The sequence below is a fragment of the Terribacillus saccharophilus genome, assembly GCF_046592895.1.
In the GTDB taxonomy this organism is placed as follows: Bacteria; Bacillota; Bacilli; order Bacillales; family Amphibacillaceae; genus Terribacillus; species Terribacillus saccharophilus_D.
The window spans coordinates 1-25,464 of the sequence record NZ_JAWVPU010000007.1 but is presented as its reverse complement, the minus strand read 5'-3'; the positions used below and the strand labels follow the sequence as shown (position 1 = coordinate 25,464).

The window sequence follows — 25,464 nt, the reverse complement described above, 5'->3', positions numbered from 1 at the left end:
GACAACATTATTTAGCTATATGTTATTGCATGAAATGATCCAGCTCGTGATAGTGCGGGTATCGCTGCAACGTATCTTCGCAGTCCTCGCATGCCACCTGACAGACGATATTACCCGAATCGATCTGTACCATTTCCTGATAATCGGCTGCGGATAACCGATCCCATCCGAGCGCTTTGATATCCACTTTATATTCATCAAGTTCTGCCAGCTTCATTTTGCAATGGCGACAACGATATACAATAGCCATGACCATGCCTCCGGGACTTAGATTTGACTCTGTCAAAGTCTGCCCGAAAGCACTTCTTTTCATACACGATCACGAACTAGTGATGGTTCACCGATTGTAATCATTCATGACTTGCAGGAATGGTTCTTTCAGCCATGCCTCCGCTGCATCTGCAGCCCTCTTTACGCTGTCGACGATGTCCGGCACTTCTTCCTGATGGAAACGCTGAAGCACATAATCGACTATCGGCTGCTGATTGACCGGACGGCCAATTCCAAGACGCATACGCTTGAATTCCTTTGTGCCAAGATGGTCAATCAATGACCTGATGCCATTATGACCGCCATGACCGCCCTTTTCACGCAAACGGACCTTTCCAGCCGGCAAATCCAAGTCATCATAGATGACAACCAAATCCTCAAGCTCCACATTATAATAATCCATCAGCGGACGAACTGCCTCTCCCGAAAGATTCATGAATGTCGTAGGCTTAACCAAAATGACCTTCTCACCATTAATCAAGCCAGTCGCATACACACTATTGAATTTCTTATTAGATAACGGCAAATTGTGCCGGTGCACCAATTCATCAATTGCGATGAACCCAATATTATGCCGTGTCTGATCATATTTCTGACCCGGATTCCCAAGTCCGACAATCATTTTCATATTCATAAACGCCCTTTACTCATAGTCCATTCAAAAAAATCATACCCCAACAGAAGACAAAAAAGCAAGGAATCTGAAAACACGAAAAGCGGAGAAGAACGCTTAGAAACGAAGGGATAGGTGAGAAAGCCCGGAATGAGGTGTTCTTCCTCATGCAGGGATTTATCGCCTATACCGCAGTTTCTGTTCTTCGTAGCTAGACAAACACGAAAAGCGGAAAAAGCCGCTTAGAAACGGAAGGATAAGGGAGGGAGCCCGAAGTGGGTGCCTTATCCCACGCAGGGATTCATCACTTATACTGCAGTTTCTGGCTTTTGGAGCTAGACAAACACGAAAAGCGGAGAAGAACGCTTAGAAACGAAGGGATAGGTGAGAAAGCCCGGAATGAGGTGTTCTTCCTCATGCAGGGATTTATCGCCTATACCGCAGTTTCTGTTCTTCATAGCTAGACAAACACGAAAAGCGGAAGAAACAGCTTAGAAACGGAAGAATAAGGGAGAAAGCCCGAAGTGGGGGTTTTATTACCCTATCAACGCGACAATTATCATCCAACCCATATCTTTCTCCGACAGACGGGAAAATCCCTTCCTGTCTGCACAAAAAGCACATCAAGGATGCTTCCTTTCCCATCCTTGACATGCTTTGCCTTTACCATATGATATCCTTTACATTTCAGTAATAACCCTACTTCATCAAAACTTAACACTCTTATCGAATTGTTTTATCATTGTAAAGAGCAATAAAGCTATAACAGCAACAGTTGTAGCTAATACTGTCCCTATATGGTTATTTCCCTCATTTGGATTTAGCAGCTCCGTTGATAAGTTAAGAATATATGATGGCAAATATATTGCTATATCCGGCACAATGTTCGATAACAAGGCGATACACGCTGCAATTAAAATGGATATGCCTGCTACTCCTCCACTGCGGCGAAGAAATGCACCAACAAACAATGTGACGGTTATGACTAGCACGATCCAGAGGCAATACATCATGTAGCTTTTCCACACGGAACTGAAGGACACATCGGAAAAAAGGGTGTTAGTATAATACCACGCTGCTCCATAGGAAATTGTAAAGGCACCAAGATGAAGCAGTACCAGCATCGTCCACTTACTGAAAATATAGGTACTCGTATGTATAGGTCTGGAGAAGAGCTGCATAAGAGCGCCGTTGTTTCTCTCACTCACAATGACATTCATGCAAGCTAACACTATGATAGCTGTTCCGATTGTATGAAATTGAGACAAAGTTCCTGCAAGAACTTCGGCACCACTTGGTATTGGCAGTTCTATTACTGCTCCTTCCGGAAGGTTATTTGCATTTTCCAATATGGTCGGCATAAAATACAAGCTGATCGGCTGTAAAAGCGTGACTAACAAGATGACAGCAGGCAGCCAAATCAACTTCTTTTCCCTCCAAGCTTCCACCCATTCTTTATGAAATAGCGCATTGAATCTCTTCAAGCTTCTATCACCTCTATATAATGTTCTTCCAAGGTTTTTTCTTCCGTTCCGAAGTAGCGCGCACCTATGTCTTGCTGAATGCATTGTTGCAGCAGCATATTTGGCGTCACATCATCCCGTAATGTACCAACAATCATGTTTGGTTCCTTTATATCGATTTCTACGTACAGATCTTGTAGCTCCGCAATCGGCAGAGCAACAGATGTTTCCAATCGATAGCGCTCGCTTGACTGGTCTCCTCTCCATTCCTTGATGTTTTCATAAGAAATACTTTGACCAGCTTTCATGATTAACGCATGATCGCATATTTGCTGCGCATCATGCAATACATGCGTAGAGAAAAGGATGGCCATATCCTTTTTCAAATCTTCCAATATGTGCATGACATCAATCCTTCCAGCTGGATCAAGAGCAGATACAGGCTCATCCAGCAAAAGTATTTTCGGTTCATGCATGATTGCTTGCGCTAAGCCGAGGCGCTGTTTCATTCCTCCTGAAAAACTGCCTATCTTCTTTTTCTGCGCTTCCAATAAGCCTGTCATCTCCAGTACACGTAAACTGCGTTTTTTTATGATTTGTCTCGTCATTCCTGATAATGTTCCTGTTAGTCGAAGATATTCCAGGGGATACATCCAGTCGAAGAAGACAGGATGTTGGGGCAAAAATCCAATTGCATCTCTATTGAGTGCTTTGTTGTCAGTTAGTACCACTCCAGCATTGGGTGAAATCAATCCAGCCAGCATATGCAATGTTGTTGTCTTGCCAGCTCCATTTGGTCCCAGAAGTGCCACACACTCCTTCTCCCTCAAGTGCAGATTCAAATCTTTCACTGCAATATGATTTCCGTATCGTTTCGTCAATCCTTGCACTTTTAAGATGGTCATTTATATGCATCCTTTCTTTGCCCGATCACGAAATAAAGGATAGGTCCGATGATACTGATACAGAAGATGATCACTATCCACATCCATTTTGGTCCTAGCGTTTCTTCGGCACGAAAACAGCTTATAAGTGCAATGAGAAGCAAAAGAAACTGTATCGCGATAATTGGCAGCAGCAATATAATCGTATTCTCCATCTACCTCTATCTCCTTTTATCCCTGCGGATGATAAAGATGTAATATAAAAGCAGCGGCGTAGGGAATTGGATCAGCCCGACAATCCCCCATGCCCATGCATAAGTACCTCTTTTTTTTGCATCGATATACAGCCAAATTCCTTGGGCTAGCAATATAGGAATTACAAAAATTATAATGATCTGTTCATTGTTTGATATCATATGATCTTTCCTTTGCTTCTTTCTGCGAGTAATAGGATGACAACAGCAATAAGTGAGATGAACTGCACAACATAGAAAGCCCAAGTGATGTGTACGGCCACGAGAATGTACAACGACATCAGCACAATTGCCAGAATGATGAACCTGTACAGATCCTTGCGCATTTTTTCTAGGAATCTCTTCTCACCAGAGTTTACCTGCTGCATGATTTCATCGGTATCTGGAACCTCGACATGCAATTTTCCATCCATGTCATTCCATGTTTCGTCCATTTTCTTTATCCAATCATCTTGCTTCATCTGACCACTCCTCTCTTACTTTCTTCAATGCGTAATGAATGCGGGACTTCACGGTACCTTTTCTTATTTTTGTCATGTTGCTGATTTCCTCTAATGAGTAGCCATAATAATGACGAAGTAATAGCAGTGTTCTAGTTTCCGTGGACAGCGATGCAAACAGATCTATATGTAAGGACCAATCCATATTTCCTTGTTCAAGTTCCCATTTCATCTTCCGTTTCTCATTTTCCGTCAGCTGCTGCTGTCTTTTACTATCCCTCTTCCGCTTTCGCTGTTCATCCAGATATAAGCGAGTTGCAATAGCAATGAGCCATGTCGAGAATTTGGATTGATAACGAAATTTCGGCAAGTTCATATATGCCCGGATCATCGTTTCCTGCAGCAAGTCTTCTGCCATTTCTTTATTCATCGTGAGTTTGAAAAGATAACGATATAAGAACGTATAATATTGCTGGAAAAGCTGACCGAAGGCCGTTTTGTCTTGCTTGGCCTTTTCAATCGATATCGATTCTATTGATCCGTCCATCTCACTCCCCCTTTCACCTCTGACTATATGACGTTTGAGGGATGGAAATAGTTCAATCAAAACAAAAAAAGCTGCACCTTTTCAGGTACAGCTCTGTGTTGATGGTTATTCTTCTTTATCGTTCTTAGATCCTTCTTCGATTGCTTCTACATCATCCGCGTCGCCAGTCGTTGTGTCATCTGACTCTATTTCTGCAGTTGGCGCAGTAACAGTTGCGATAGTTGTTTCGGCATCGGTAAGGATTTCATAAGCACCGTTTGCTTGCAAATCGCCAACGCTGATGCTGTCACCGACTTCCAGTTTGGAAACGTCCACTGAGATGTGTTCTGGAATATCATTCGGTTTTGCACTGATTTCCAAATCGTACAGCGGCTGCTGAAGGACGCCGCCCTCTTTGGATCCAGGAGCTTCACCTTCGAGCTGGATAGGAACCTCTACATTACGTGCTTCTGACATATTGACTACGTAGAAGTCCGCATGTACTAGATTGCCTTTCAGGGAATCAGTTTGATAATCATGCAGCATGACATCCACTGCTTCACCTTTGATATCCAGGGAAATGATTGCATTCTTCCCTTCATCACGGACCGTTTTCAATAAGTCGACGCTATCTACCGCGACGCTTACAGGCTCTTTGCCATTACCATATACAACTGCAGGGACAATGCCCTCTTCACGCAGTTCTTTAATATAGGATTTTGTATTGTTTTCTCGTTTGTCTGCTTTAAGTTTTACTGCCATCGTAATCACCCTCCATAGTTTTTACGCGTCTACAGATAATGATTCCCATACAATACCAGTACTAAACATTAAATCAATCAAATAGGATACTAACGGATTGCTGTTCGTGAATGCGGATGATCGCTTCACCGAACAACGGTGCAACAGAAAGCTGGGTGATATTTTCAATTTGCTTCTCTTTTGGAAGCGGAATGGAATTCGTCACAACAAGCTCTTTGATTTGAGAATTTTGGATTCGCTCGATTGCCGGTCCGGATAGAACAGGGTGAGAACATGCAGCATATACTGCTGTCGCGCCTTTTTCACGCAACGCATTGGCAGCTAGCGTCAATGTTCCAGCTGTATCAATGATGTCATCAATGATGATTGCAGTTTTTCCTTTGATTTCCCCGATAATGTTCATCACTTCCGCCACATTCGGACGCGGGCGGCGTTTATCGATGATTGCAATTGGTGCTTTCAAACGGTCTGCCATGCGGCGTGCACGGACTACACCGCCGTGGTCAGGAGATACAACAACGATATCTTCCAAGTTCTTTTTCTCGAAATAATCGGATAGAATCGGCACACCTACCAAGTGGTCGATCGGAATATCGAAGAAACCTTGGATCTGTGGCGCATGCAAGTCCAACGCCAAGACGCGTGTAGCTCCGGCAGTCTGCAAAATATCAGCGATCAGTTTGCTAGTGATCGGCTCACGGGCACGTGCTTTTCGATCCTGACGCGCGTAACCATAATAAGGCATGATGATATTGATAGTTTTAGCTGAAGCGCGTTTCAATGCATCGATCATGATGAGCAATTCCATCATATGCTGATTGACAGGCGCACTGGTGGACTGAACGACATAAACGTCACAGCCGCGGATACTTTCTTCAATATTAATCTGGATTTCGCCATCGCTAAAGTGAGATACAGTGATTTTACCTAGTTCTACGCCAATGTGGTCTGCAATTGACTTAGCTAACTCCGGATTAGAATTCAAAGAAAAAACTTTTAACGATGGATCATTATAAGGCATATCGAGTAACCCTCCAAAATTATTTATTCTTAAAATAAGAATCTTTGTTTTCTTGTCTTGCTCTGGCAATCGATAAAGCATCTGCTGGCACATCTTTCGTAATCGTAGAGCCTGCTGCCACCAATGCACCTTTACCGACTGTCACTGGTGCAATCAGGTTCGTATTACAGCCAATAAAAGCATTATCCTCTATTTTGGTCAGATATTTATTCTTTCCGTCATAGTTCACTGTTATTGTACCACAACCGATATTGACGTCTTTACCAACTTCTGCATCACCGACATAACTCAAATGGGAAACTTTGCTTCCTTCAGCGATGACCGCTTTCTTCACTTCCACGAAGTTTCCGATCTTCACATTATCCCCAAGCTGCGCTTGCGGACGAATATGTGCAAATGGACCGACATTGACATTCGATCCGATTTCGCTGTCATGTGCAACACTTTGCTTCACAACCGAACGGCTGCCGATGATGACATCCTTCACTTCCGAGTTCGGACCAACTACAGCGTCTTCTTTGATTGTTGTTTTTCCAAGAATCATCGTGTTCGGGAAGATGGTGACATCTTGCTCGATCACTGCATCTGCACTGATATAAGTGGAATCCGGGTCGATGATAGTCACGCCGTTGCGCATATGATGTTCGTTGATGCGCTGTTTCATGATGCGTTCAGCTTGTGAAAGCGCCACGCGATCGTTAACTCCCATCGTTTCATCGAAATCAAGTGTCTGATATGCAGTTACAAGCTTGTTGTCTTTCTTCAATAGTTCCAGTACATCCGGCAGGTAATACTCGCCTTGGGCATTATCATTCGAAACACTATGCAATGCTTGGAATAATAGCTTGTTATCGAAGCAATATGTACCTGTATTGATTTCGTCAACAAGCAGCTCTTCTGCATTGGCGTCCTTATGTTCGACAATGCGGAGAACTTCACCTGCATCACTGCGGATGACACGGCCATAACCTGCAGGGTCCGGCGCTTTTGCAGTCAGTACTGTTGCACTTGCACCTTGCTGTTCATGGTGATCAAGCAATGCCTGGATGGTCTTTCCTGTAATCAATGGTGTATCACCGCTCAATACGACTGTCACACCCTCTTTATCTTGCAAGAACGTCTCGGCCTGAAGGACAGCATGCCCTGTACCAAGCTGCTCCTCTTGAAGAGCGTAATCACTGACATCGCCAAGCTGGGCTTTCACATCTTCTGCTCCATGCCCGACGATTGTGATCAATTTATCTAATTGTAAAGAATTTAACTGGTCAGTAACATGCTGTACCATTGGTTTCCCCATAACAGGATGCAGCACTTTGTACAGTTTCGATCTCATCCTGGTGCCTTTCCCGGCAGCAAGGATGACTGCATATCGATTTGACATGCGAACCCTCCATTCTTTTTATCCTCTGTAAATATATCTTAAAATAATTGTCATTTCAACAGGAGCAGAGCCTGAATTCACGTAATTCGAGATAAATTCATTCTCTCGAACCGGAATTTGGACATAAAAATAACAGCTATCCCATATATTAGAACAGCTGTTAATTCCACCTCTATAAAAGATGACGTCATCGCCATCTATTAAACTGCATCAAGAAGCGCCAGCGGCTTCCTCATACTCCACTTCTATCTCTTCTCCTGCACGATGATATTCCTGCAGCACTGCATCCTGGATCTTGCTCCGTGTACCGGAATTGATCGGATGTGCTACATCGCGGAATTCACCATCCGGTGTCCGTTTGGAAGGCATAGCGACAAACAAGCCGTTATTCCCTTCGATGACACGAATATCGTGTACGACAAACTCTTGATCCATTGTAATAGAAGCGATAGCACGCATTCTTCCCTCGGTATTAACGCGGCGTAATCTTACGTCAGTTACTTCCATTATGCTTCACCACCCTTACCTTATTTAGAACTTATTACCAGTAATTCTACATAAAGCTGGAAACTCCTGCTCCAAATGAAACTTTTTTTAAAAATATCAAGGATGGGGTGATGATGGGATATCAGCTGAAGTAATTGCCTTTTTGTACTTCGATTTTTTGGTTGCGTACATCAACATTCTGAATCTTGATCAATGATGTGTACTCTTCCACCACACGTTCTTCTTCATCGTCTTCCGCTTCTGCCAAGACACCGATTGCCGTGACATTTGCATTGAATTCCTGCAGCAGACTTTTCATCCCATTGATGGTTCCGCCTGCTTTCATGAAATCATCGACGATGCAGACGTTCGCATGATCCGGTATACTGCGCTTGGATAAGACCATCGTCTGTATCTTCCTGGAAGATCCAGAAACATAATTCACACTGACTGTCGATCCTTCCGTTACCTTTGGATCACGTCTGACGATGACAACCGGCACATTCAGATATGCTGCGGCTGCATAAGCAATCGGGATGCCTTTCGTCGCAACCGTTACGACCACATCGATTTCAAGGTCATGGAACGCAGTTGCAAACAGGCGGCCGATCTTATTGACTGTAGCTGGCTCTCCCAGGATATCACTCATGAATAGATACCCACCTGGCAGGAGTCTGTCGGAATCCGCCAGTTTGCTGCACAGCTCATCGATGAAAGCCGCACTATTTTCCTTCGAATAGACCGGGATATAGCGGACTCCGCCAGCAGCACCAGATACTGATTGCAAATAACCGATACCTTCATGCTGAAACATATCATTTATGATGGACAAATCTTCACTGACGGAAGATTTGGCAGCAGCGTACGTTGTCGAGAAATACGGTAAAGATACCAATTGCTGCGGATGGTCCATCAAATAATTGGTCATCGCAACCAAACGTTCACTTCTTTTCATTTCTACACCTCAAAACCGAATGTTATTGTTAGATAATAACATTCTCGTACGGTTTTAATCAAGTTCTGTTCGACCGCCAAGCATACGTACTACATAAACATGTTCACAGAAACCCCTCAGGCTGTTATAAATCCGATACGCCCGGCTTTCCTGCGAGACAAGTGAAAAGACGGTCGGACCGCTTCCGCTCATCAGAACTGCATCTGCACCGGCTTCCACCATCTGCTGCTTGATTTGTTTCACTTCCGGACAAAGTTTCAGCGTTACAGGCTCCAGTACATTCCCTACTTGGTCGCAAATGGACTGAAAATCACCGTGCTCGATTGCTTTTACCATTCCTTCTGTATCAGGATGCTGGATCGAATCGATGTTCAATTGCTGGTAAATTGTTTGTGTGGATACACCGATTCCCGGATTCGCCAGTACTACCCAGCATGCTGGAGGCGCTGGAAGTTCTTTGATCTTCTCGCCGCGTCCAGTTGATAGAGCTGTCGAACCGTACACACAGAAGGATACATCCGAACCGATCTCGGCCCCGAGTTCAGCCAGCGTATCCATCGATAGCTGCAATTCCCACAGTGTATTCAGACCGCGTAGGACAGCTGCTGCATCACTGCTGCCACCCGCAAGACCTGCTGCTACCGGGATCTGCTTATCTATGTATATCTTGACACCTTTATCGATGTTATATGTATCTTTTATCAATTGCGCCGCACGGTAGGCAAGATTGCGTTCGTCATTCGGGACAAAACGATTGTCCGATTCGATCACGATCTTGTTCTCCTGTAACACGATTAACTCTATCCGGTCTGCCAGGTCGATCGTTGTCATCACCATCTCCACCTCATGATAGCCATCCGGGCGTTTATACAGTACGTCCAACGAAAGATTGATCTTAGCTGGCGCCTTTTCGAGCAAATACATGTCATGTCACCTACTTTAGTTGAATTTCTCCAAAATTGTATCATAAAAAGGTTGTACAGGCTATTCTGCCCAAAAAAGCAAACAGGCCCTTCTCTTCGTGAAAAGAGAAGGGCCTGTTTTTATTGCTTATCACGCATTGACTGTTCGGCCATGGCAATCGCATACTTGACCATATTCCCAGCGTCGCGGGAACGTATGCCGCCCCAGCCTTCCTTTTGTACCGTGTCGTAAAATCCAAGCTCCTTTGCAATTTCCTCTTTCAGTGCATCAGACATGATTCCTCTTCTTCTGCCCAAAGAAAACAGCTCCCTTCCTGTGATTTTTACGACACATTTAGTTTCTGCATCCATCCATTTCGTATGCCTGTCAGATGTTTGCAAAGAAAGGCAAAATAAAAAGCAGGGGACTGATCCCCTGCTTTCCGTCATGCATTATTTAGCAATTTCATTCAAATCATCCGTATCAAAATCTAATTCGACTGTTTCGGTTAAGACATCTGCATAGCTATAGGAGACCCGCTCAAACGCATTTTCATCTTGATCAAGTTCTACGATGAATACAGCTGGATACGTTTCCGCAAGTACTCCGCAACGTTCGATGGTTTTCTTTCTCCCACCATTAGCTTTCAATTTTAAACGTTTACCAATTTGTCCTTCCAGACCCTGCTTAATTTCAACTAATGTTTTAGCCACTGCACTCCACCTCACTGATCTAATCATAGCATAATTTAGGTATATAGTCAAATAAAACTTTTTATTATAACAGCATACCAATTTTGATGTCAATGAAAAGATTAAATGTTTCTTATTTCACTTTATTCTTTCAAATTCATACAAAATTATGCATCAGTGGCAGATTTACGATACTTTGGGCATCAGTCGTCCTTTTCAACTTCGTCTGGATCTACAAAAGGCAGCCCCGTGCGGAGTAATCCACGCGTTTCGATACCGCCAAGTCCGCGTTCACCCGTCAGTGTATTCCGAAGTGCATCCCAGACACCGACTTTTTCCATGAACGGTGTGAAAGCAATCTTTGCCACAATATAAACGGGATCCAGTGCATGGATGTTGATCCTGCTTGGGGAGCTGGCAAAATTCGCTCCTGCCCGTATCAAGGATTCGAAATGAGATTGACAAGCACCGGCAAAGATGACCAGTTGATCCAAATGGGGATAAAGCCGCCGGGCTTCCCTTACCGTTTCGACAAAATATTGTGAATGACGATAAGCACGGATGTCGGACTTTTCGCCTTTATTTTTTTGGAAGGCATCATGCCCTGTGATGACGATGATATCCGGCTGAATCTTCTCCAGGAGGGAAGCGATTTGAAGCGGCATTTCTTTTTCCTGCAGGTGCACGCCATGCACTTGGATACCGAAGCGCTGATAGAAATCGATGCATTTCTTCAGATATGTCTTATCCCCATCCACATGGAGCACCTTTGCAGGGATTTGAAAATAATTCGGGCTATTCTGATACCCTGAGGTTGATTCATAATCCCGCTTATCCTTCATCAGCAGGTAATCCTGGCGAAAGAGGCGGTAGGAGTAATCTTCTTTATCCTGCCATGTTTTCTTGCGTTTTGATATTTCACGCGTTCCAGCCTTCACCAAGTCATCCTTGGGAGCATCCGCGATAAGTCGCATATCCTCTCCATGCAGGATGACTTTATGATTCGTGAAGCTGGATACACGGAATAATAAATCATGCTGATATGATATTCTGGTGACGACATCACCAATTGCCAAGTCCATTCCGTTCACCTCACCCACCAAAAGCTTTCTCCTACAGCGTATGATGGATGGGCAAAAATGTTCAGCCTTTGGCTGTAAAGCTATTCGCCAAGGATGCGAATTCCGCCATCGTAAGCGACTCTCCGCGTCTTGTGCCGTCGATTCCGGCAGCATTCATGATTTCTTCCAGCTCTTCTTTGGAAAAACGAGAGGAGAATTGCCTGTTCAGATTGTTACGCAATGTTTTCCGGCGCTGCCCGAAGGATGCCTGGATCAGTTCAAAAAAGAACTTCTCGTCTTCTACATGCACTGGGGGCTCGCTGCGCACTTGCAAATGAAGAACAGCGGAATCAACATTCGGCTGCGGCATGAACGCCGTTTTTGGTACCGTCATCACAACGGCAGCTTCTGTATAATACTGAACTGCCAGTGATAGGGAGCCATAGCTCTTCGTATTCGGGGAAGCGGCCATGCGGTCTGCCACCTCTTTTTGAATCATGACTGTTATGCTGGATATCGGCAAATTCCGCGTTAGCAGATTCATCAATATCGGTGTTGTAATATAATATGGCAGGTTTGCGACGATCTTCACTTTCTGACCGTTGAAATATTGCTGCAGCTCCTGCTCAACATCCGCCTTCAAGATGTCCTCATTCACCACTTTAACATTGTCATATGGAGACAGTGTGTCTTCGAGGATAGGCAATAGACGCTGATCTATTTCAAACGCCAGCACTTTATTCGCTGCAATGGCAAGCTGCTCAGTCAGCGCTCCCATCCCTGGACCGATCTCTATCGCACCTGTCTCTTTTGTCACACCCGCATGGTGAATGATGTTGCGCAAGATATTCGTATCAATCAGGAAATTCTGCCCGAGGCTCTTTTTGAAGGAGAAATTATACTTCTTCAGCAGCTCCTTCGTCCTTGTCGGGGTGGCAATATGCCTTTCATTCGTCATCGTTTTCCTCCTGTATAATTTGCTGCATCGTTTCGACAAATAGCTGCTCCGATATCCGGAACATAGCAAGCCGTTTAAGAAGCTGCTTACCATTCGTATGTCCGATTGCAAGCCTTTCTCCCAGCTGTGTCCGCCGATGTTTTGCCTTTGGTCCGCCAAGAAGCCCATATGCTATCACAGCTTCCCGGGAGATTTCCGGCACGTATGTGTCACTCGTTTCATATACTTGCTCCAGAGCAGTCCGGATCGATTCAGCTGTAGCATGTTCGATACCTATGCCTTTATTATTGCGCGCGCGCGCCTTATCCTTTGGTAAAAAGGCATGCTTACAGCCTGGCACTGCCTGCGCGACAATATGGCGGATTCGCTCCCCTGGGTAATCCGGATCGGTAAATATGATGACACCGCGCTTTTCTTGCGCATGTTTGATTTGTTCGATGATGCCGGCATGTATCGCCGATCCATTCGTTTCGATTGTGTCCGCCTGGATCGCCTGATTTATCTTGGCTGTATCATCTTTGCCTTCAACGACAATCACTTCTTTTATTTGCACGTTATTCCCTCTATGATTTTATTTGGTACAATCTCTCTGCATTCCGCATCGTCAGCTCAGCTAATTCCTCATAACCGATACCGCGAAGTTCGGCAATCTGCTCTGCAACAAGCTTCACATAAGCAGGCTCATTTCGTTTCCCGCGATTGGGATGAGGTGCAAGATATGGACAATCCGTTTCGATCAGCAAGCGGTCAGCTGGTACCATTTTCGCCACTTCTTTTGGTGCTTTCGCATTTTTGAACGTAACCGGACCGCCTAGTGAAATATAAAAGTTCATATCTAGGAATTCCTGCACGAGATCAGCTTCATCACTATAGCAGTGCATGATTCCTCCAACTTCAGCGGCATCTTCTTCCTTCAGTATCGGAATGATGTCTTGCGTCGCTTCCCGGTTATGAATGATGATTGGCAGCTTGACGCGTTTAGCCAGCTGGATCTGTCTGCGCAATACATCTTTCTGCATATCCTTTGGTGATTTGTCCCAATGATAATCAAGACCCATTTCCCCGATTGCCACAACCTTAGGATGAGCTGAAAGCTCCTCGATCCGCTCCAAGTCTGCATCTGTCATATCGATTGCATCAACAGGATGCCAGCCTATCGCCGCATAGACGAAATCGTACTTCTCTGCTAGTTCTATTGCCGAAGTGATTCCATCTGCATCACAGCCGATCACGACCAGACGCGACACTCCTGCATCCTTTGCCCGTTGCAGCATTTCTTCACGGTCTTCTGCAAATTGCTTATCATTAATATGAGCATGTGTATCAAATAACATAGCACGATGTCCTTTCTATCTGTGAAAAAAGGAAAAACGCTTGCGTGCAAGCGTCTCCCCCTCATTTTAATTTATTTTACGATCGAACCGTTCGGCAAATCCTGCTCCACTGTCGCCAGTGCCAGCTTACCATCAGCACTTTCACCGGAAAGGATCATCCCTTCGGACATCTCACCGCGAAGTTTGACTGGTTTTAGATTCACCACACAAATCACTTTCTTGCCGACAAGATCCTCTGGTGCATAGTGCTCGGCAATGCCAGAGATGACTTGACGCTTTTCAGTGCCTAAATCAAGTTGGATCTTCAAAAGCTTATCTGCTTTCTTCACTTTGTCAGCGGCGATGACTTCTGCCACACGGAACTCAAGCTTTGCGAATTCCTCATATTGCACTTCCGGGAGTTTCGCCGTTTCCGGTTCCGCTTTTGGCTGTGCTTTTTTCTCTGGTTCCGGAACCTTCATCATGTTCTTGATTGCTTCCACTTCCACCTTCGCATCCAAACGAGGGAAGATAGGGCCTTCTTTCTTCACTGTGCGGCCAGCTTTCACGTCTGTTGTCAAAAGTGTATCCCAATCTTGGCTTGCTTCTTCCACACCAAGCTGTGCAAAGATCTTAGCAGGTGTTTCGACAAGGAACGGACGAAGCAGGATAGCGACCTGACGCAGCACTTCAGCAAGATGAGCCAGCACATTGCCAAGGCGGTCTGCTTGTGCTTCATCTTTAGCCAGCACCCAAGGCTTCGTTTCATCGATATATTTATTTGCTCGGCTGACCAGCTGCCAAATCTTCGAAAGGACAACGGAAAACTCCATGTTCTCCATTCCTTCTTCTACTTCTTTGATCGTTTGTTTCGCCATATCCTCCAAAGCTTGCTCAAATTCCGTCTCACCAGCAACATAAGCCGGCACAATGCCTTCTTTATATTGGCTGATCATCGCAACTGTACGGTTCAGCAAGTTCCCAAGATCATTAGCCAAATCAAAGTTCGTGCGATCGACAAAGCCTTCTGGCGTGAACACGCCGTCTGCACCGAATGGTACTTCGCGAAGCAAGTAGTAGCGAAGCGGATCAAGACCATAGCGATCTTTCAAATCAACCGGACTCACGACATTTCCTTTTGATTTACTCATCTTGCCGTCTTTCATCAGGATCCAGCCGTGTGCGAATACTTTCTTCGGCAGCGGCAGATCCAATGCCATCAGCATGATCGGCCAATAAATCGTGTGGAAACGAACGATTTCTTTACTCATCAAATGCACATCAGCAGGCCAGTACTTCTGATAAAGGCTGTCGTCATCAGATCCGTAGCCAAGTGCTGTAATATAGTTGGACAATGCATCGATCCAAACGTAAATGACATGCTTTGGATTCTCCAGCACTTTCGGACCCCATTCGAATGAAGTACGGGAAACTGCCAAGTCTTCCAAACCAGGTTTGATGAAGTTATTGATCATTTCATTCTTCCGGCTCACCGGCTGGATGAATTCAGGGTTTTCTTCATAATACTTCAGCAGACGATCTGCATATTTACTCGTACGCAAGAAATAAGATTCCTCTTTCACGCGATCAACCGGACCGCCGCAGTCCGGGCATCGGCCATCATCCAGCTGTGTTTCCGTGAAGAAGGATTCACAAGATGTACAGTACCAGCCTTCATATTGATCCAAATAAATATCATCTTGCTCCAAAAGTCTGGAGAAGATCTTCTGTACTGTTTCCTTGTGACGGGGTTCCGTTGTACGGATGAAATCCGTATTCGTGATTTCAAGCGTCTTCCAAAGTGATTTGATGTCCTTTACGATATCATCGACATATTGCTGCGGTGTTATCCCTTGCTCTTCCGCTTTGCGCTGGATTTTCTGACCATGTTCATCCGTACCTGTCAAATACGCAACATCATATCCACGCAGACGTTTATAGCGAGCCATCGCATCGCCAGCTACTGTCGTATAGGCATGCCCGATATGTAGCTTGCCGCTTGGATAGTAAATCGGCGTCGTAATATAAAATGTTTTATTTTCTTTGTGCATCTGCTAACCCTCCATTATAAAAAAAGCCCACCAGCGCGAGCCACTCGTATCACTACTATACTTACTCTCTATTGTAGCGACTTTCGGAGATAAATTCCAATCCAGCCGAAATATTTTCTGTTATTGCGACAAAAAAATAAGCCAATATACGTATCACTATGGTATTAATCCGACATATGAAGTGAATGTGTCGAATGATGTCGATAATTCGACACTGTCACTCTAGTAATTTTCCAATTATTTTTAACTATTTATCTTACTATTTTTACATATACAACCATTATAATAGGAGTAAATACCTTATAAATTGCCTTTGTTCTATTTTTAATGGCAACAACATACTAGACTTCAAGTTTTTTGAATTGACACTTATGTCAATCACTGGTACGATAAACAATAGTTAAATTGTCGAATAATGACGAATAAACATATATAAACACCCGAGAGGAGAAACAATAAATGAAATCAACAGGTATCGTACGTAAAGTAGACGAATTGGGAAGAGTCGTTATCCCGATCGAATTGCGCCGCACACTAGGAATCAACGAGAAAGATGCTTTGGAAATCTATGTAGATGACGATCGCATCATCCTTAAAAAATACAAACCTAATATGACTTGCCATATCACTGGTGAGATTTCCGATGATAACTTGTCCTTGGCAAACGGTAAACTAGTTCTTAGCAAAGAAGGCGCTGAAGAACTAATCAATGAAATCCAAGCACGTTTGAACAAATAATATAAAAACCGCTCCATTTGACTGGATCAGTCATTGGAGCGGTTTTCTTTTATTCTTCCACATGATAAGCCTGATACACATCTCGTTTAGGAAGCTGTCGGTCGACAGCTACTTGCTTGATTGCTTGCTTAGATGGCAGATCCTCATTTTCCATATACCATTCCACATGTTCCTGTACATTCATATCCTGCCAAAACGCTTGTTCTTCTTGGAGCTGCTCAGCTTCTGATGCCCCTTCCACAACAACGCAGAACTCTCCTCTCACCGTTTCGGAAGAAGCCCAATCCAAAGCTTGCTGCAGTGTGCCGCGCAGAAACTCCTCATAGCGCTTGGTCAATTCCCTGCCAAGCGCCACACGTCTATCTCCAAAGCTCTCAAGCATTGCTGCAAGCGTCTCCTTCAATCGATGCGGGCTTTCATAGAAGAGCAATGTTGCCGGCACTTTTCGCAGCTTATCCAATTCCCCCATCAAATCCTTCTTCTTCCGCGGAAGGAATCCATAAAACTGATACGAATCCGTGGATAGACCCGATCCGACCAGTGCAACGAGCGCTGCATTCGCTCCCGGCAGTACAACGACTGGGAAACCTGCTTCTGCTGCTGCCTGGACCAATTCCTGACCTGGGTCGCTGATTGCCGGCATACCAGCATCACTTACCAACCCGACATCTTTCCCCTCTCTTAGCAGATCGAGAAGCATTTGCTCCCGCGCTTTCCGATTATGCTCGTGGTAACTGATGAGCGGTGTCGGAATTTCGAAGTGATTGAATAATTTTTTCGTATTTCTTGTATCCTCTGCAGCAACTGTATGTACTTGTTTTAATGTTTCCAAGGCTCTCAGCGTGATATCCTGCAGATTCCCTATCGGCGTCGGAATGACGTACAGCGTACCTTGTTGATGTTCTTCAAAGCTTTTCTGTGATTGCATACTGTTTTCCTCCTTCCTGGATAAGCGCCCACTTTCGATGTTTGGGAAGCTGTTTGATACGATATTCTTCCCGTAAGGCAGCTTGCCTTGATTCGTATATACAAATATAAACTAAGATGAATGGACCTCTGCCTTTTGTATACTTGGCTCCTTTACCGGCAGCGTGCTGTTTCAGACGGTTCGCCAGTGCATTCGTATAGCCGGTATACAGACTGCCATCCTTACATTTCAAAATATAGACCGTATGCTTACTTCCTGCCATACAGGATTTCCTCTAACTCTTCTGTATATCCGCCGCTTTCCTTGTGAGAATACAGAGGAGGCAGGATCTTCAAGCCAGGACTGCCATTTCGAACACCTTCGATAAGCAAGATATTCGCTTCCTTACCAGGTTTCGGATAAACAAGTCGCATCCGCTTCGGCTCTATTTTTTGCTCCCGCATGCTAGTGACAATATCAAGCATGCGATCGGGCCGATGCACGAGACTGACTTTCCCTCCCGGTTTGACCAGCTTCCGGCATGCCAGAATGACATCATCGAGCGTGCACATGATTTCATGACGGGCGATGGTCAGGTGCTCATTCAGATTCTGCTCACGCTTGCCTGGTGTTTTGAAATATGGGGGATTGCAGGTTATCGCATCAAAAGGACCGTTCCCCAACACAGCTGGCATATCTTTCAAATCACCATGGATCATCTCTAACTGATTCTCAAGTCCGTTCAGTTCGACATTGCGCACAGCCATGTCATAAAGACGATCTTGAATTTCAACACCTGTCATCTGCGCTTTCGTCCTTCTGCTCATTAATAGGGGGACAACCGCATTACCAGAGCATAAGTCCAGTATCCTCCCTTTTGAAAGAGGAATCGAGGCAAAATCAGCCAAGAGCACTGCATCCAGTGAAAAAGCAAAAACAGTCGGACTCTGGATGATGCGCATCTTCTCTTCGGCAAGCAAGTAATCCAGCCGCTCATCTCCTTTTAGTTCCACCATACACATAATCCCCTTCTTGTTTAGTACAAAAAAGGACCTTCCCTACTGAATTGTAAGAAAGGCCGTCACATCATTTATTCTTATTCAAGAACGTCAAACAGAACAAGCAATCTTCATTACGTCTCGGACTGCCGAAGTGCACATTGCAGATATGGAACCCCTCTTCATACAAACGTGCCAGATTATCATATCCTTCACCAATCTGTGCTTCCTTGGACGGTGCGGCTTTACTGCCTGCATTCGGCCCCTGATCAGCTGGGCCATCAAGCCGATTGCGCAGATGATGATTCTCTACCGTAAGACGGTTATTCTCTTCCAATAATTCGGCCACATGGCCTTTCATATCACCCAATTGCTTGTACAAATGTCCGATTTGCTCTTCCATCTGTGTGACATGCTCTAGTATTTCCTTCTTGTTCACCGTCTCTCCACCCCATTATTCCATGGCTTGCGTTGAGATAACTCCTTCTTCGATCAGTTCATCTAAGGTATACTCGATAACCCGTTCCTTTTCCGGCACTTCGATCTGAATCAAACGTTCCAAAATGTTCAAGCCGACTACCTTACCCGATCCGTAAGAAGTCCGAATCGCTTCACCTAAATCCGGAAGCTCACGTTTCGCCTCTTCATACTCATCATTTTCATATTTCAAACAGCACATCAGCCGTCCGCACAAACCAGAAATCTTCGCTGGATTCAACGACAGATTCTGATCTTTTGCCATCTTGATGGACACTGGCTCAAAATCCCCCAAAAATGTGGAACAGCACAGCATTCTTCCGCAAGGACCGATCCCGCCAAGGAGCTTCGCTTCATCACGGACCCCGATTTGTCTCAATTCAATGCGTGTTTTGAAAACTGCAGCCAAATCCTTCACCAAGTTCCGGAAATCTACACGGCCGTCTGCTGTGAAGTAGAAGATGACTTTATTGCGATCGAAAGTGTATTCTACCTCGACCAGATTCATCTCGAGCTTGTGCTCCCGAATCTTCTTCTCACAAACCTTATGTGCTTGCGCAGCATTCTCTGTATTTTCTGCTACGGTATATTTATCTTTGTCTGTTGCGATACGAATGACTTTCTTCAGAGGAAGCACAACATCCTCTTCATCCACTTGCTTATCTGCAAGCACAACTCGTCCGAATTCTACGCCGCGAACAGTCTCTACAATAACATAATCGTCCAAAGCAACGGAAAAGCTGCCCGGATCGAAGTAATAGATTTTACCCGCCTTTTTAAAACGGACACCAATGACTTGCATCTACCAATTCACCTCTGCATCTGAAGTGTTAATTTCTCCATGACAAGTGCAGGATGGACATTCTGGTCTAATTGGCGTTTCGCTTCCATGATGGACTGCAAAGCCTCAGTGGCTCGCTGTCTCGTCCAATGGCGAAGGCTGTTCTCAAGCCTGTCTTTCTCCTGTATATAGATAATCGAATCCGGCCTGTCAGCATAAAGATAGATAATGTCTTTAAACCACAATAATAGCAGTTGTAACGCCAGCTGCTGCAACTCGCGATCCTTCATCACAGGCATCCATTGACTATGGATAAACAAAAGCGCTTCGTTAGGCCTGGTTTCCAGCACTTCTACTAATTGTACCACTAGTTTTCGCGCTTTAGCAAACCACTCTTGACTGGAAATTTCCATTGCCTCGTCATAATTATGCGTCAGCTGGGCTAAAAGCCGGGCTGAGGACTGCGGCAGACCTTCTGAAATGAGTAATTTTTCGAACTGTCCTTCATGCAATGGCTGCATAGATAGAATCTGACACCTGGATTGGATTGTCTGAAGCAGTGCCTGGCTGTTTTCCGTCAAAAGGATCGCTGTTGTATGGGCTCCAGGCTCCTCGAGGAACTTAAGCAAGCGATTGGATGCGTTGGCTGTCATTTTATCCGCATCTTCCATGACATATACCTTGCGATCGGATTCCACCCCTGTATAGGAGAATTCCTTTTGTAGCTGGAGGATCTGATCATTCTTGATGGAAGCACCATCCGGTACGATCCAGTGGAGATCCGGATGGTTGCCTGAATCGATGCGTCGACAGTCCGTGCAGTCATTGCACGGCTCAGCATCTATGCGGTTTTTACAAAAAATACTTTTAGCAAATAAACGGCTCAATGCCGTTTTACCGGTTCCACGCGATCCTTGGAATATGTAGGCGTGTGAAATACGGTCGCGTTTCAGGCTGTTGACGAGCATCTTACTGACAACAGGCTGCTTTTTAGACATGTCAGCCCAATTTAACATAGTGTTCTTCCTTTATCCGTTACTTCATGTATAGAGATTGAAAAGAAGTCCTTTGATTTCTCCGATCAGACCGAGCACACCAATCTGCTGCTTTTCCTGATCCATCAGGATTTCCGTCAGCTCCATCAGTTTCTCATCGATCTGCCGCACTGTCGTGAGCTTCCTGGAGCCTTGTTGACTCCATGTATGCTCATGATGCAGCTCCATCCCGTTATCTTTCACATCTTCCATGAATTTCTTGATCTTGCGCTTATACAAACTAAGCTCGCGGAACGACCGCGTACGTGCAAGCCGCTCCCCTTGCTTGGTGATGTCCGTGATCAGCTGCTGCAGTTCCTGTCCTTGCAGTTTCCTGCCTTGGGACTGCACCAGCTCCTGAAACCTTTTCGGTTCGGCTGGTGTCTGTGACGTATTCTTACGTGCAGCATCCAGCTGTGCACGTATATCAGGACCGATTTTCAACGGTATTATCTCCTTTGTTTAGAACTTGAAAAAGGAATCGACAGGCAGTACGAAAACAGTAGCTCCGCCAACTTCCACTTTGACCGGATTCGGGATATAAGAATCCGCATTTCCGCCCATCGGTGATATTGGGGCCACCATCTGATTACGCTGACTGCAATTGGCTTTAATGATATCTAGTACATCATCGACTTGATCATCCTCACAGCCGACCATAAGCGTGGTATTGCCTGCTTTCAGGAACCCGCCAGTCGTGGATAGCTTTGTTGTTTTGAAATTCCGGTCTCCCAGTGCATCTGTAAGCCTGTTGCTGTCTTTATCCTGAATGATTGCCATTACTAGTTTCATCGTAATTTCCTCCTCCAAATCATTTCCATTACTTTTCTTTATACTGTAAAAAAGCCATGATCGCTTGCACAGCATTTTCTGCTACATCAGCAAGCGGTTTGGAAGCATCAAGTGTCACATAGCGGTCTTTGTATCGTTCGCGGAGAATCTGATAGCCTTCGTAGACACTCTCATGAAATGACAATGCCTCCAGGTCCAACCGATTCTGTTCCCTACCTTTATTCTCCGAAATTCTTGCTAATCCTGCTTTTGGGGAAATATCAAAGAATAATGTCAAATCCGGCAAGGTATTTTCGACAGCGAATCGATTGATCTCCATCACTTCTTCCATTCCAAGACCGCGTGTATGACCTTGATAAGCCAAACTGCTGTCAACATAACGATCGCATAGTACGATCATTCCCTTTTTCAGCGCCGGCCACACCTTTTCAACGAGATGCTGTCTCCTGGCAGCTGCATACAGCAGCGCTTCTGTCCGGCCATCCATGCTTGTATTGGCTGGATTCAGTATCACGGCCCGAATCGCTTCCGCTATCTCGATCCCGCCTGGTTCGCGTGTGGCAAGCACTTGATAGCCTTGTTCCTCTAAACGAGCTGTCAAAAGCGGCACTGCGGAAGTCTTACCCGCGCCTTCTCCGCCTTCCAGCGTAATAAACAGTCCTGTCAAAATCATTCTCCTTCGTTTGAACCTCTATACGTAAGCATCCCTTCTTCCATACGTTCATTTTGAAAGGAGATGCTGTTATTTCTCCATAATTGTATCATTTCCACATGCTGTTTTGTAACGATTTCTCCTTTTGCCAGAACTGGAATACCTGGTGGGTAAGGTATGATCGACTCTGCTGCAACAAGTCCGACAGTCTGGGACCATTCTGTGAAATACGGCTGCTGTTCGTCCATATCAGCATAACTGACAGCAAGCTCCTGTATTGGTTCGGAAAACAGACGCGCTGCTTGTACATGCTGAAAGGAAGCTGGTGCCTCCAAATCTTCAACAACTGCTCTGACACGGTCCAGTTCATCCTCTGATAATGCTCTCAATCCATGTACCAGCAAGATATGCCGATCTGTCACCAATTCAGGATAAATACCCGCGAACTCCAGTTTATCTGCAAGCTGCTTTGGCTGAAGTCCTGGCTGTACACGCAAAACAATCTTCAGCCAGTCACCATCCTGTTTTTCCACTTCCCATAGATTCGACACAGAAAGCAGTTCCCGTAATGCCTCCACAGCAGTATGGAGAGCTTCCATTTCTTTAACGGTACGAGTAGCCAAGTACTTTCTGGCTGTATCCAACGAGGCAAGCAGCAAATAAGAAGGGCTGCTGGATTGCAGCATCTTCAAATAACGATCAATCGAAGAAATCGTTATATACTCGCTGTTCAAGTGAAGGTAGGAACTCATCGTGAATGCAGGTGCCATTTTATGTGCTGACTGGACAACCACATCTGCTCCAGCTTCCAATGCGCTCAGAGGAAATGTCCTGGCAGTCTTTAAATGCACGCCGTGAGCTTCATCCACTAAAACAGGAATCTTGCTTCCATGTGCCAGCTCAACGATCTCTTTCAAATCGAATACAGTACCGAAGTAGTCTGGATACGTCAATATGAGTGCTTTTGCCTCTGGGTACCTTTGAATTGCTGTTTGTATTGTATCCTTCGCTGGATGCGTATATCTTTCTTTCCCTTCATCATACTCTGGCGCGAGAAAGACAGGCTTTGCCCCAGCAAGCTCCAACCCGTTAAGAATCGATTTATGACAGTTGCGCTGCACAAGAACTATTTCATTTTTATTGATGCATCCGAGTATCATCGCTATATTCCCAACTGTACTTCCATTGACAAGGAAACGCGTATGCTCTGCTCCGAAATAAGATGCTGCCAATTGTTGTGCCTCTGCTATGATGCCTTCGGCTGCGTGCAGATCATCCAATCCTGTCAGCTCTGTTTGATCAAGCATGGCAGCGGTTTGAAAAAATGATTCTTCTTCAAAAAGTACCCCATGCTTATGACCTGGCACATGGAATGATATTGGATCATTTTTAGCGAACTGTATCAACTTGTTATATATCGGCGTATCAGACTGATTCATTAGATTCTTCCTTTAAGCTTTTCCACTAATTATACGCACACATACAAAAAGAAAAAAGCCCAGCTCAGGCTTTAGTGGAATGTCATTTGATTCAAGTTCCGAAGTTTCTTCACAAAATAGTGGTATTGTACTTCTTTCGGTTCTGTCTGGATGATTTTATGTTCACATTCCCTGCAGATAAATAAGCGATATAGATGTATACCGTCTTGTTTCTCTTGATCACAGATACCGCATATACATTTCTTGCTCAACATTCTCCACCTCCGTTAGGTTAGTTTCTCCTAAACTAACGAACTTCATACCTGCATTTCTTGTAATCTCAGTTTATGTTCACTGATCTTGGATGTTGTTTGTACGCTTTGTACGTATTGACGTTGTCATTTCTGTTACTGATACCCTTTTATAAACTATAGGGAAAATGAAGAAAGTTGCTTACTAAAACCGTTACAGGCCCTTTAGATGGACAAGCAGGTTGGGACTATCCGAAAAAGTCTTTTCAAAGAGACTCATTTTTTTTACACTAAAATAGAACATATGTTCGTTTTTGGTTGAAAGGGGGAACATAATGATGTGCAGCAGGGAAAAACCCGAACAAAGAAAATTTCATCCAAATGCAGCACTGATGCAGGGTTTCCTGAAAGAGGAACAGCACCGCATCATTTACGAACAAGCAGAACGTTATCCTTCCGAGGAAAACATACAAAAGCTTACTGATGCTTTTCTGCAATTTTATACAGAAATACAATTAACCAACTATCTTACGACTACTCTGGATTATTACGCAAGAAATTACAGCAAACAAGCAGCAGTGCAGCAAGGCAGGGAAATGGCTATCCTTGATCAGCCAGTCAGTGAGGACCAAGAAACAAGCAAAAAAGAAATGCTTGTAGCCAAGGAAGAGAAGACAGTCTACAGTTGGGAACAAGCCATTCATGACCCCTCCCTGTTAGCTGCCATTCAAGATTTGCCCTGCAAACAGAAACAATATTTAGAACTGCATTTCCTTCATCAGCTGAATCATACTGAAATCGGCGAGAAACTGGATATATCGCAGCAAGCTGTTTCAAAATCGATCCAATCAGCTCTTGTGAAGCTTCGCTCAGCCTTGTCAAAAGGAGACTCGCCATGACAACAGAAACGATTATCTCCATGATTGGTAATCTTGGCTTTCCTATTGTAGTCTCATTTTATTTGCTCATCCGTCTTGAGCAGAACATCAAGCGTCTCGAGCAAACACTGCAAGCACTCATAGAACAAATTCAAAAAGGAGGAAATTAAAATTGGAAACATTACTTGAACTCACAACCAGAGCAAAGGCAGAAGATAAGGCCGCAATGGAGGCTATGCTCATCCGCTTCCAGCCAAAAATCCGAAAACTGAGCAGCTCCGCACCATGTGCCTGGAAAGAAGACATGGAACAGGAGCTGTATATCCAGCTGATCAAGGCCATTCATCGTTTTGAAATACAAGAGGTGGAACCTCAGTGGAAATTTTTTCATCAATATCATTCCGCCATATAAAAAATCCCTGATCCTATTATGGATCAGGGATTTCATCTTGCCTGGCAGTGTCCTACTCTCGCAGGGCGAACCCAACTACCATCGGCGCTGAAG

36 protein-coding genes are annotated in these 25,464 nt (G+C 44.7%); 4 read left to right on the top strand and 32 right to left on the bottom strand.

The genetic code is table 11. From position 1 onward, the window contains the following. Window positions 1–22 precede the first annotated feature (22 nt). The 21 genes from SFC66_RS16910 to metG all read right to left on the bottom strand — a co-directional run bounded on the left by SFC66_RS16910 (window position 23) and on the right by metG (window position 16,033). Complete coding sequence (locus tag SFC66_RS16910) at window positions 23–250, bottom strand: anti-sigma-F factor Fin (RefSeq protein WP_411219882.1); 228 nt, start codon at window positions 248–250, stop codon at window positions 23–25. Window positions 251–337: 87 nt separating this feature from the next. Further along, window positions 338–898 (bottom strand): aminoacyl-tRNA hydrolase, encoded by a 561-nt coding sequence (pth, locus tag SFC66_RS16905; RefSeq protein ID WP_411219881.1) that lies wholly within the window; start codon window positions 896–898, stop codon window positions 338–340. Between the two features lie 692 nt (window positions 899–1,590). Beyond that, a complete protein-coding gene (locus SFC66_RS16900) occupies window positions 1,591–2,367 on the bottom strand; it encodes an ABC transporter permease (protein WP_411219880.1) in 777 nt (258 codons plus the stop codon). Next, window positions 2,364–3,251, bottom strand: coding sequence for an ABC transporter ATP-binding protein (locus tag SFC66_RS16895; RefSeq protein WP_411219879.1), 888 nt, complete (start codon window positions 3,249–3,251; stop codon window positions 2,364–2,366). The genes SFC66_RS16900 and SFC66_RS16895 overlap by 4 nt, the downstream gene beginning before the upstream one ends. After that, a complete protein-coding gene (locus tag SFC66_RS16890; protein ID WP_411219878.1) occupies window positions 3,248–3,445 on the bottom strand; it encodes a PLDc N-terminal domain-containing protein in 198 nt (65 codons plus the stop codon). Before SFC66_RS16890 ends, SFC66_RS16895 begins: the two co-directional genes overlap by 4 nt. 6 nt (window positions 3,446–3,451) lie before the next feature. Further along, window positions 3,452–3,646 (bottom strand): transcriptional regulator, encoded by a 195-nt coding sequence (locus SFC66_RS16885; RefSeq protein ID WP_411219877.1) that lies wholly within the window; start codon window positions 3,644–3,646, stop codon window positions 3,452–3,454. Then, window positions 3,643–3,945, bottom strand: coding sequence for a YxlC family protein (locus SFC66_RS16880; RefSeq protein ID WP_411219876.1), 303 nt, complete (start codon window positions 3,943–3,945; stop codon window positions 3,643–3,645). The genes SFC66_RS16885 and SFC66_RS16880 overlap by 4 nt, the downstream gene beginning before the upstream one ends. Then, window positions 3,932–4,471, bottom strand: coding sequence for an RNA polymerase sigma factor SigY (gene sigY, locus SFC66_RS16875; RefSeq protein ID WP_411219875.1), 540 nt, complete (start codon window positions 4,469–4,471; stop codon window positions 3,932–3,934). Before sigY ends, SFC66_RS16880 begins: the two co-directional genes overlap by 14 nt. Window positions 4,472–4,576: 105 nt before the next feature. After that, window positions 4,577–5,212: a 50S ribosomal protein L25/general stress protein Ctc gene (locus SFC66_RS16870; protein ID WP_411219874.1), complete on the bottom strand. Its 636-nt coding sequence runs from the start codon at window positions 5,210–5,212 to the stop codon at window positions 4,577–4,579. 73 nt (window positions 5,213–5,285) lie between these two features. Then, window positions 5,286–6,233 (bottom strand): ribose-phosphate diphosphokinase, encoded by a 948-nt coding sequence (locus tag SFC66_RS16865; protein ID WP_095224698.1) that lies wholly within the window; start codon window positions 6,231–6,233, stop codon window positions 5,286–5,288. Between the two features lie 19 nt (window positions 6,234–6,252). Continuing rightward, window positions 6,253–7,614 carry a bifunctional UDP-N-acetylglucosamine diphosphorylase/glucosamine-1-phosphate N-acetyltransferase GlmU gene (glmU, locus tag SFC66_RS16860; protein WP_411219873.1) on the bottom strand — a complete coding sequence of 454 codons (1,362 nt, stop codon included), beginning with the start codon at window positions 7,612–7,614 and terminating at the stop codon, window positions 6,253–6,255. Window positions 7,615–7,824: 210 nt separating this feature from the next. Further along, window positions 7,825–8,121 carry a septation regulator SpoVG gene (gene spoVG, locus SFC66_RS16855; RefSeq protein WP_038562451.1) on the bottom strand — a complete coding sequence of 99 codons (297 nt, stop codon included), beginning with the start codon at window positions 8,119–8,121 and terminating at the stop codon, window positions 7,825–7,827. 121 nt (window positions 8,122–8,242) lie between these two features. Then, complete coding sequence (purR, locus tag SFC66_RS16850; RefSeq protein ID WP_411219872.1) at window positions 8,243–9,055, bottom strand: pur operon repressor; 813 nt, start codon at window positions 9,053–9,055, stop codon at window positions 8,243–8,245. 54 nt (window positions 9,056–9,109) lie between these two features. Further along, complete coding sequence (gene ispE, locus SFC66_RS16845; RefSeq protein WP_411219871.1) at window positions 9,110–9,979, bottom strand: 4-(cytidine 5'-diphospho)-2-C-methyl-D-erythritol kinase; 870 nt, start codon at window positions 9,977–9,979, stop codon at window positions 9,110–9,112. A 119-nt stretch (window positions 9,980–10,098) separates the two neighbouring features. Further along, a complete protein-coding gene (locus SFC66_RS16840) occupies window positions 10,099–10,275 on the bottom strand; it encodes a small, acid-soluble spore protein, alpha/beta type (RefSeq protein WP_038562461.1) in 177 nt (58 codons plus the stop codon). A gap of 135 nt (window positions 10,276–10,410) precedes the next feature. Then, the gene (gene veg / locus SFC66_RS16835) at window positions 10,411–10,671 is read right to left on the bottom strand and encodes a biofilm formation stimulator Veg (protein WP_038562465.1); all 261 of its coding nucleotides are present in this window, start codon (window positions 10,669–10,671) and stop codon (window positions 10,411–10,413) included. 182 nt (window positions 10,672–10,853) lie between these two features. Then, entirely contained in the window at window positions 10,854–11,732 is an 879-nt protein-coding gene (yabG, locus tag SFC66_RS16830; protein WP_411219908.1) for a sporulation peptidase YabG, read from the bottom strand. Window positions 11,733–11,793: 61 nt separating this feature from the next. Next, entirely contained in the window at window positions 11,794–12,669 is an 876-nt protein-coding gene (gene rsmA, locus SFC66_RS16825) for a 16S rRNA (adenine(1518)-N(6)/adenine(1519)-N(6))-dimethyltransferase RsmA (RefSeq protein ID WP_411219870.1), read from the bottom strand. Next, window positions 12,659–13,222, bottom strand: coding sequence for a ribonuclease M5 (gene rnmV / locus SFC66_RS16820; protein ID WP_411219869.1), 564 nt, complete (start codon window positions 13,220–13,222; stop codon window positions 12,659–12,661). The genes rsmA and rnmV overlap by 11 nt, the downstream gene beginning before the upstream one ends. A gap of 10 nt (window positions 13,223–13,232) precedes the next feature. Then, the gene (locus tag SFC66_RS16815; RefSeq protein ID WP_411219868.1) at window positions 13,233–14,003 is read right to left on the bottom strand and encodes a TatD family hydrolase; all 771 of its coding nucleotides are present in this window, start codon (window positions 14,001–14,003) and stop codon (window positions 13,233–13,235) included. 71 nt (window positions 14,004–14,074) lie between these two features. Then, a complete protein-coding gene (gene metG / locus SFC66_RS16810) occupies window positions 14,075–16,033 on the bottom strand; it encodes a methionine--tRNA ligase (RefSeq protein WP_411219867.1) in 1,959 nt (652 codons plus the stop codon). A gap of 459 nt (window positions 16,034–16,492) precedes the next feature. On the opposite strand from metG, the gene abrB reads away from it, so the two are divergent. Beyond that, a complete protein-coding gene (gene abrB / locus SFC66_RS16805) occupies window positions 16,493–16,771 on the top strand; it encodes a transition state genes transcriptional regulator AbrB (RefSeq protein WP_411219866.1) in 279 nt (92 codons plus the stop codon). A gap of 49 nt (window positions 16,772–16,820) precedes the next feature. Here the strand turns inward: abrB and rsmI are convergent, their stop codons facing one another. From rsmI to SFC66_RS16750, 11 genes are all read right to left on the bottom strand, one after another. Next, window positions 16,821–17,699 carry a 16S rRNA (cytidine(1402)-2'-O)-methyltransferase gene (rsmI, locus tag SFC66_RS16800; RefSeq protein ID WP_411219865.1) on the bottom strand — a complete coding sequence of 293 codons (879 nt, stop codon included), beginning with the start codon at window positions 17,697–17,699 and terminating at the stop codon, window positions 16,821–16,823. Then, window positions 17,677–17,961 (bottom strand): GIY-YIG nuclease family protein, encoded by a 285-nt coding sequence (locus SFC66_RS16795; RefSeq protein ID WP_411219864.1) that lies wholly within the window; start codon window positions 17,959–17,961, stop codon window positions 17,677–17,679. Before SFC66_RS16795 ends, rsmI begins: the two co-directional genes overlap by 23 nt. Next, window positions 17,948–18,694, bottom strand: a complete 747-nt coding sequence (locus tag SFC66_RS16790) for a tRNA1(Val) (adenine(37)-N6)-methyltransferase (protein WP_411219863.1) — start codon at window positions 18,692–18,694, stop codon at window positions 17,948–17,950. Before SFC66_RS16790 ends, SFC66_RS16795 begins: the two co-directional genes overlap by 14 nt. Window positions 18,695–18,764: 70 nt before the next feature. Beyond that, on the bottom strand, window positions 18,765–19,115 hold the full coding sequence (yabA, locus tag SFC66_RS16785) for a DNA replication initiation control protein YabA (protein ID WP_411219862.1): 351 nt from the start codon (window positions 19,113–19,115) through the stop codon (window positions 18,765–18,767). Between the two features lie 15 nt (window positions 19,116–19,130). After that, on the bottom strand, window positions 19,131–19,955 hold the full coding sequence (locus SFC66_RS16780; RefSeq protein WP_411219861.1) for a PSP1 domain-containing protein: 825 nt from the start codon (window positions 19,953–19,955) through the stop codon (window positions 19,131–19,133). Window positions 19,956–19,963: 8 nt separating this feature from the next. Further along, window positions 19,964–20,950 (bottom strand): DNA polymerase III subunit delta', encoded by a 987-nt coding sequence (holB, locus tag SFC66_RS16775; protein ID WP_411219860.1) that lies wholly within the window; start codon window positions 20,948–20,950, stop codon window positions 19,964–19,966. A 24-nt stretch (window positions 20,951–20,974) separates the two neighbouring features. Then, window positions 20,975–21,412, bottom strand: a complete 438-nt coding sequence (locus tag SFC66_RS16770; protein WP_411219859.1) for a YaaR family protein — start codon at window positions 21,410–21,412, stop codon at window positions 20,975–20,977. An 18-nt stretch (window positions 21,413–21,430) separates the two neighbouring features. After that, the gene (locus SFC66_RS16765) at window positions 21,431–21,760 is read right to left on the bottom strand and encodes a cyclic-di-AMP receptor (RefSeq protein WP_411219858.1); all 330 of its coding nucleotides are present in this window, start codon (window positions 21,758–21,760) and stop codon (window positions 21,431–21,433) included. A gap of 28 nt (window positions 21,761–21,788) precedes the next feature. Continuing rightward, window positions 21,789–22,427 (bottom strand): dTMP kinase, encoded by a 639-nt coding sequence (tmk, locus tag SFC66_RS16760; RefSeq protein WP_411219857.1) that lies wholly within the window; start codon window positions 22,425–22,427, stop codon window positions 21,789–21,791. 2 nt (window positions 22,428–22,429) lie between these two features. Further along, on the bottom strand, window positions 22,430–23,851 hold the full coding sequence (locus SFC66_RS16755) for an aminotransferase class I/II-fold pyridoxal phosphate-dependent enzyme (protein ID WP_411219856.1): 1,422 nt from the start codon (window positions 23,849–23,851) through the stop codon (window positions 22,430–22,432). A gap of 71 nt (window positions 23,852–23,922) precedes the next feature. Next, a complete protein-coding gene (locus SFC66_RS16750) occupies window positions 23,923–24,105 on the bottom strand; it encodes a sigma factor G inhibitor Gin (protein ID WP_411219855.1) in 183 nt (60 codons plus the stop codon). A 311-nt stretch (window positions 24,106–24,416) separates the two neighbouring features. Between SFC66_RS16750 and SFC66_RS16745 the strand changes: the two genes are divergently transcribed. Genes SFC66_RS16745 through SFC66_RS16735 form a run of 3 tightly spaced genes read left to right on the top strand, consistent with a single transcriptional unit; the run spans window position 24,417 to window position 25,371 of the window. Beyond that, the gene (locus tag SFC66_RS16745; RefSeq protein WP_411219854.1) at window positions 24,417–24,980 is read left to right on the top strand and encodes an RNA polymerase sigma factor; all 564 of its coding nucleotides are present in this window, start codon (window positions 24,417–24,419) and stop codon (window positions 24,978–24,980) included. Next, entirely contained in the window at window positions 24,977–25,129 is a 153-nt protein-coding gene (locus SFC66_RS16740) for a YvrJ family protein (protein ID WP_084160723.1), read from the top strand. Before SFC66_RS16745 ends, SFC66_RS16740 begins: the two co-directional genes overlap by 4 nt. Window positions 25,130–25,131: 2 nt before the next feature. Further along, complete coding sequence (locus SFC66_RS16735) at window positions 25,132–25,371, top strand: helix-turn-helix domain-containing protein (protein WP_411219853.1); 240 nt, start codon at window positions 25,132–25,134, stop codon at window positions 25,369–25,371. The last annotated feature ends 93 nt before the right edge of the window (window positions 25,372–25,464 follow it).

Excerpts from the sequence above, each read along its gene's own strand:
- SFC66_RS16910 (WP_411219882.1), bottom strand. The coding sequence starts at position 250 with ATGGCTATTGTATATCGTTGTCGCCATTGCAAAATGAAGCTGGCAGAA.
- pth (WP_411219881.1), bottom strand. The coding sequence starts at position 898 with ATGAAAATGATTGTCGGACTTGGGAATCCGGGTCAGAAATATGATCAG.
- SFC66_RS16895 (WP_411219879.1), bottom strand. The coding sequence starts at position 3,251 with ATGACCATCTTAAAAGTGCAAGGATTGACGAAACGATACGGAAATCAT.
- SFC66_RS16890 (WP_411219878.1), bottom strand. The coding sequence starts at position 3,445 with ATGGAGAATACGATTATATTGCTGCTGCCAATTATCGCGATACAGTTT.
- SFC66_RS16885 (WP_411219877.1), bottom strand. The coding sequence starts at position 3,646 with ATGATATCAAACAATGAACAGATCATTATAATTTTTGTAATTCCTATA.
- SFC66_RS16880 (WP_411219876.1), bottom strand. The coding sequence starts at position 3,945 with ATGAAGCAAGATGATTGGATAAAGAAAATGGACGAAACATGGAATGAC.
- sigY (WP_411219875.1), bottom strand. The coding sequence starts at position 4,471 with ATGGACGGATCAATAGAATCGATATCGATTGAAAAGGCCAAGCAAGAC.
- SFC66_RS16870 (WP_411219874.1), bottom strand. The coding sequence starts at position 5,212 with ATGGCAGTAAAACTTAAAGCAGACAAACGAGAAAACAATACAAAATCC.
- SFC66_RS16865 (WP_095224698.1), bottom strand. The coding sequence starts at position 6,233 with ATGCCTTATAATGATCCATCGTTAAAAGTTTTTTCTTTGAATTCTAAT.
- glmU (WP_411219873.1), bottom strand. The coding sequence starts at position 7,614 with ATGTCAAATCGATATGCAGTCATCCTTGCTGCCGGGAAAGGCACCAGG.
- spoVG (WP_038562451.1), bottom strand. The coding sequence starts at position 8,121 with ATGGAAGTAACTGACGTAAGATTACGCCGCGTTAATACCGAGGGAAGA.
- purR (WP_411219872.1), bottom strand. The coding sequence starts at position 9,055 with ATGAAAAGAAGTGAACGTTTGGTTGCGATGACCAATTATTTGATGGAC.
- ispE (WP_411219871.1), bottom strand. The coding sequence starts at position 9,979 with ATGTATTTGCTCGAAAAGGCGCCAGCTAAGATCAATCTTTCGTTGGAC.
- yabG (WP_411219908.1), bottom strand. The coding sequence starts at position 11,732 with ATGGACTTGGCAATTGGTGATGTCGTCACCAGAATATCATATCAGCAT.
- rsmA (WP_411219870.1), bottom strand. The coding sequence starts at position 12,669 with ATGACGAATGAAAGGCATATTGCCACCCCGACAAGGACGAAGGAGCTG.
- SFC66_RS16815 (WP_411219868.1), bottom strand. The coding sequence starts at position 14,003 with ATGTTATTTGATACACATGCTCATATTAATGATAAGCAATTTGCAGAA.
- metG (WP_411219867.1), bottom strand. The coding sequence starts at position 16,033 with ATGCACAAAGAAAATAAAACATTTTATATTACGACGCCGATTTACTAT.
- abrB (WP_411219866.1), top strand. The coding sequence starts at position 16,493 with ATGAAATCAACAGGTATCGTACGTAAAGTAGACGAATTGGGAAGAGTC.
- rsmI (WP_411219865.1), bottom strand. The coding sequence starts at position 17,699 with ATGCAATCACAGAAAAGCTTTGAAGAACATCAACAAGGTACGCTGTAC.
- SFC66_RS16795 (WP_411219864.1), bottom strand. The coding sequence starts at position 17,961 with ATGGCAGGAAGTAAGCATACGGTCTATATTTTGAAATGTAAGGATGGC.
- SFC66_RS16790 (WP_411219863.1), bottom strand. The coding sequence starts at position 18,694 with ATGGTGGAACTAAAAGGAGATGAGCGGCTGGATTACTTGCTTGCCGAA.
- SFC66_RS16780 (WP_411219861.1), bottom strand. The coding sequence starts at position 19,955 with ATGCAAGTCATTGGTGTCCGTTTTAAAAAGGCGGGTAAAATCTATTAC.
- holB (WP_411219860.1), bottom strand. The coding sequence starts at position 20,950 with ATGTTAAATTGGGCTGACATGTCTAAAAAGCAGCCTGTTGTCAGTAAG.
- SFC66_RS16765 (WP_411219858.1), bottom strand. The coding sequence starts at position 21,760 with ATGAAACTAGTAATGGCAATCATTCAGGATAAAGACAGCAACAGGCTT.
- SFC66_RS16755 (WP_411219856.1), bottom strand. The coding sequence starts at position 23,851 with ATGAATCAGTCTGATACGCCGATATATAACAAGTTGATACAGTTCGCT.
- SFC66_RS16750 (WP_411219855.1), bottom strand. The coding sequence starts at position 24,105 with ATGTTGAGCAAGAAATGTATATGCGGTATCTGTGATCAAGAGAAACAA.
- SFC66_RS16745 (WP_411219854.1), top strand. The coding sequence starts at position 24,417 with ATGATGTGCAGCAGGGAAAAACCCGAACAAAGAAAATTTCATCCAAAT.
- SFC66_RS16740 (WP_084160723.1), top strand. The coding sequence starts at position 24,977 with ATGACAACAGAAACGATTATCTCCATGATTGGTAATCTTGGCTTTCCT.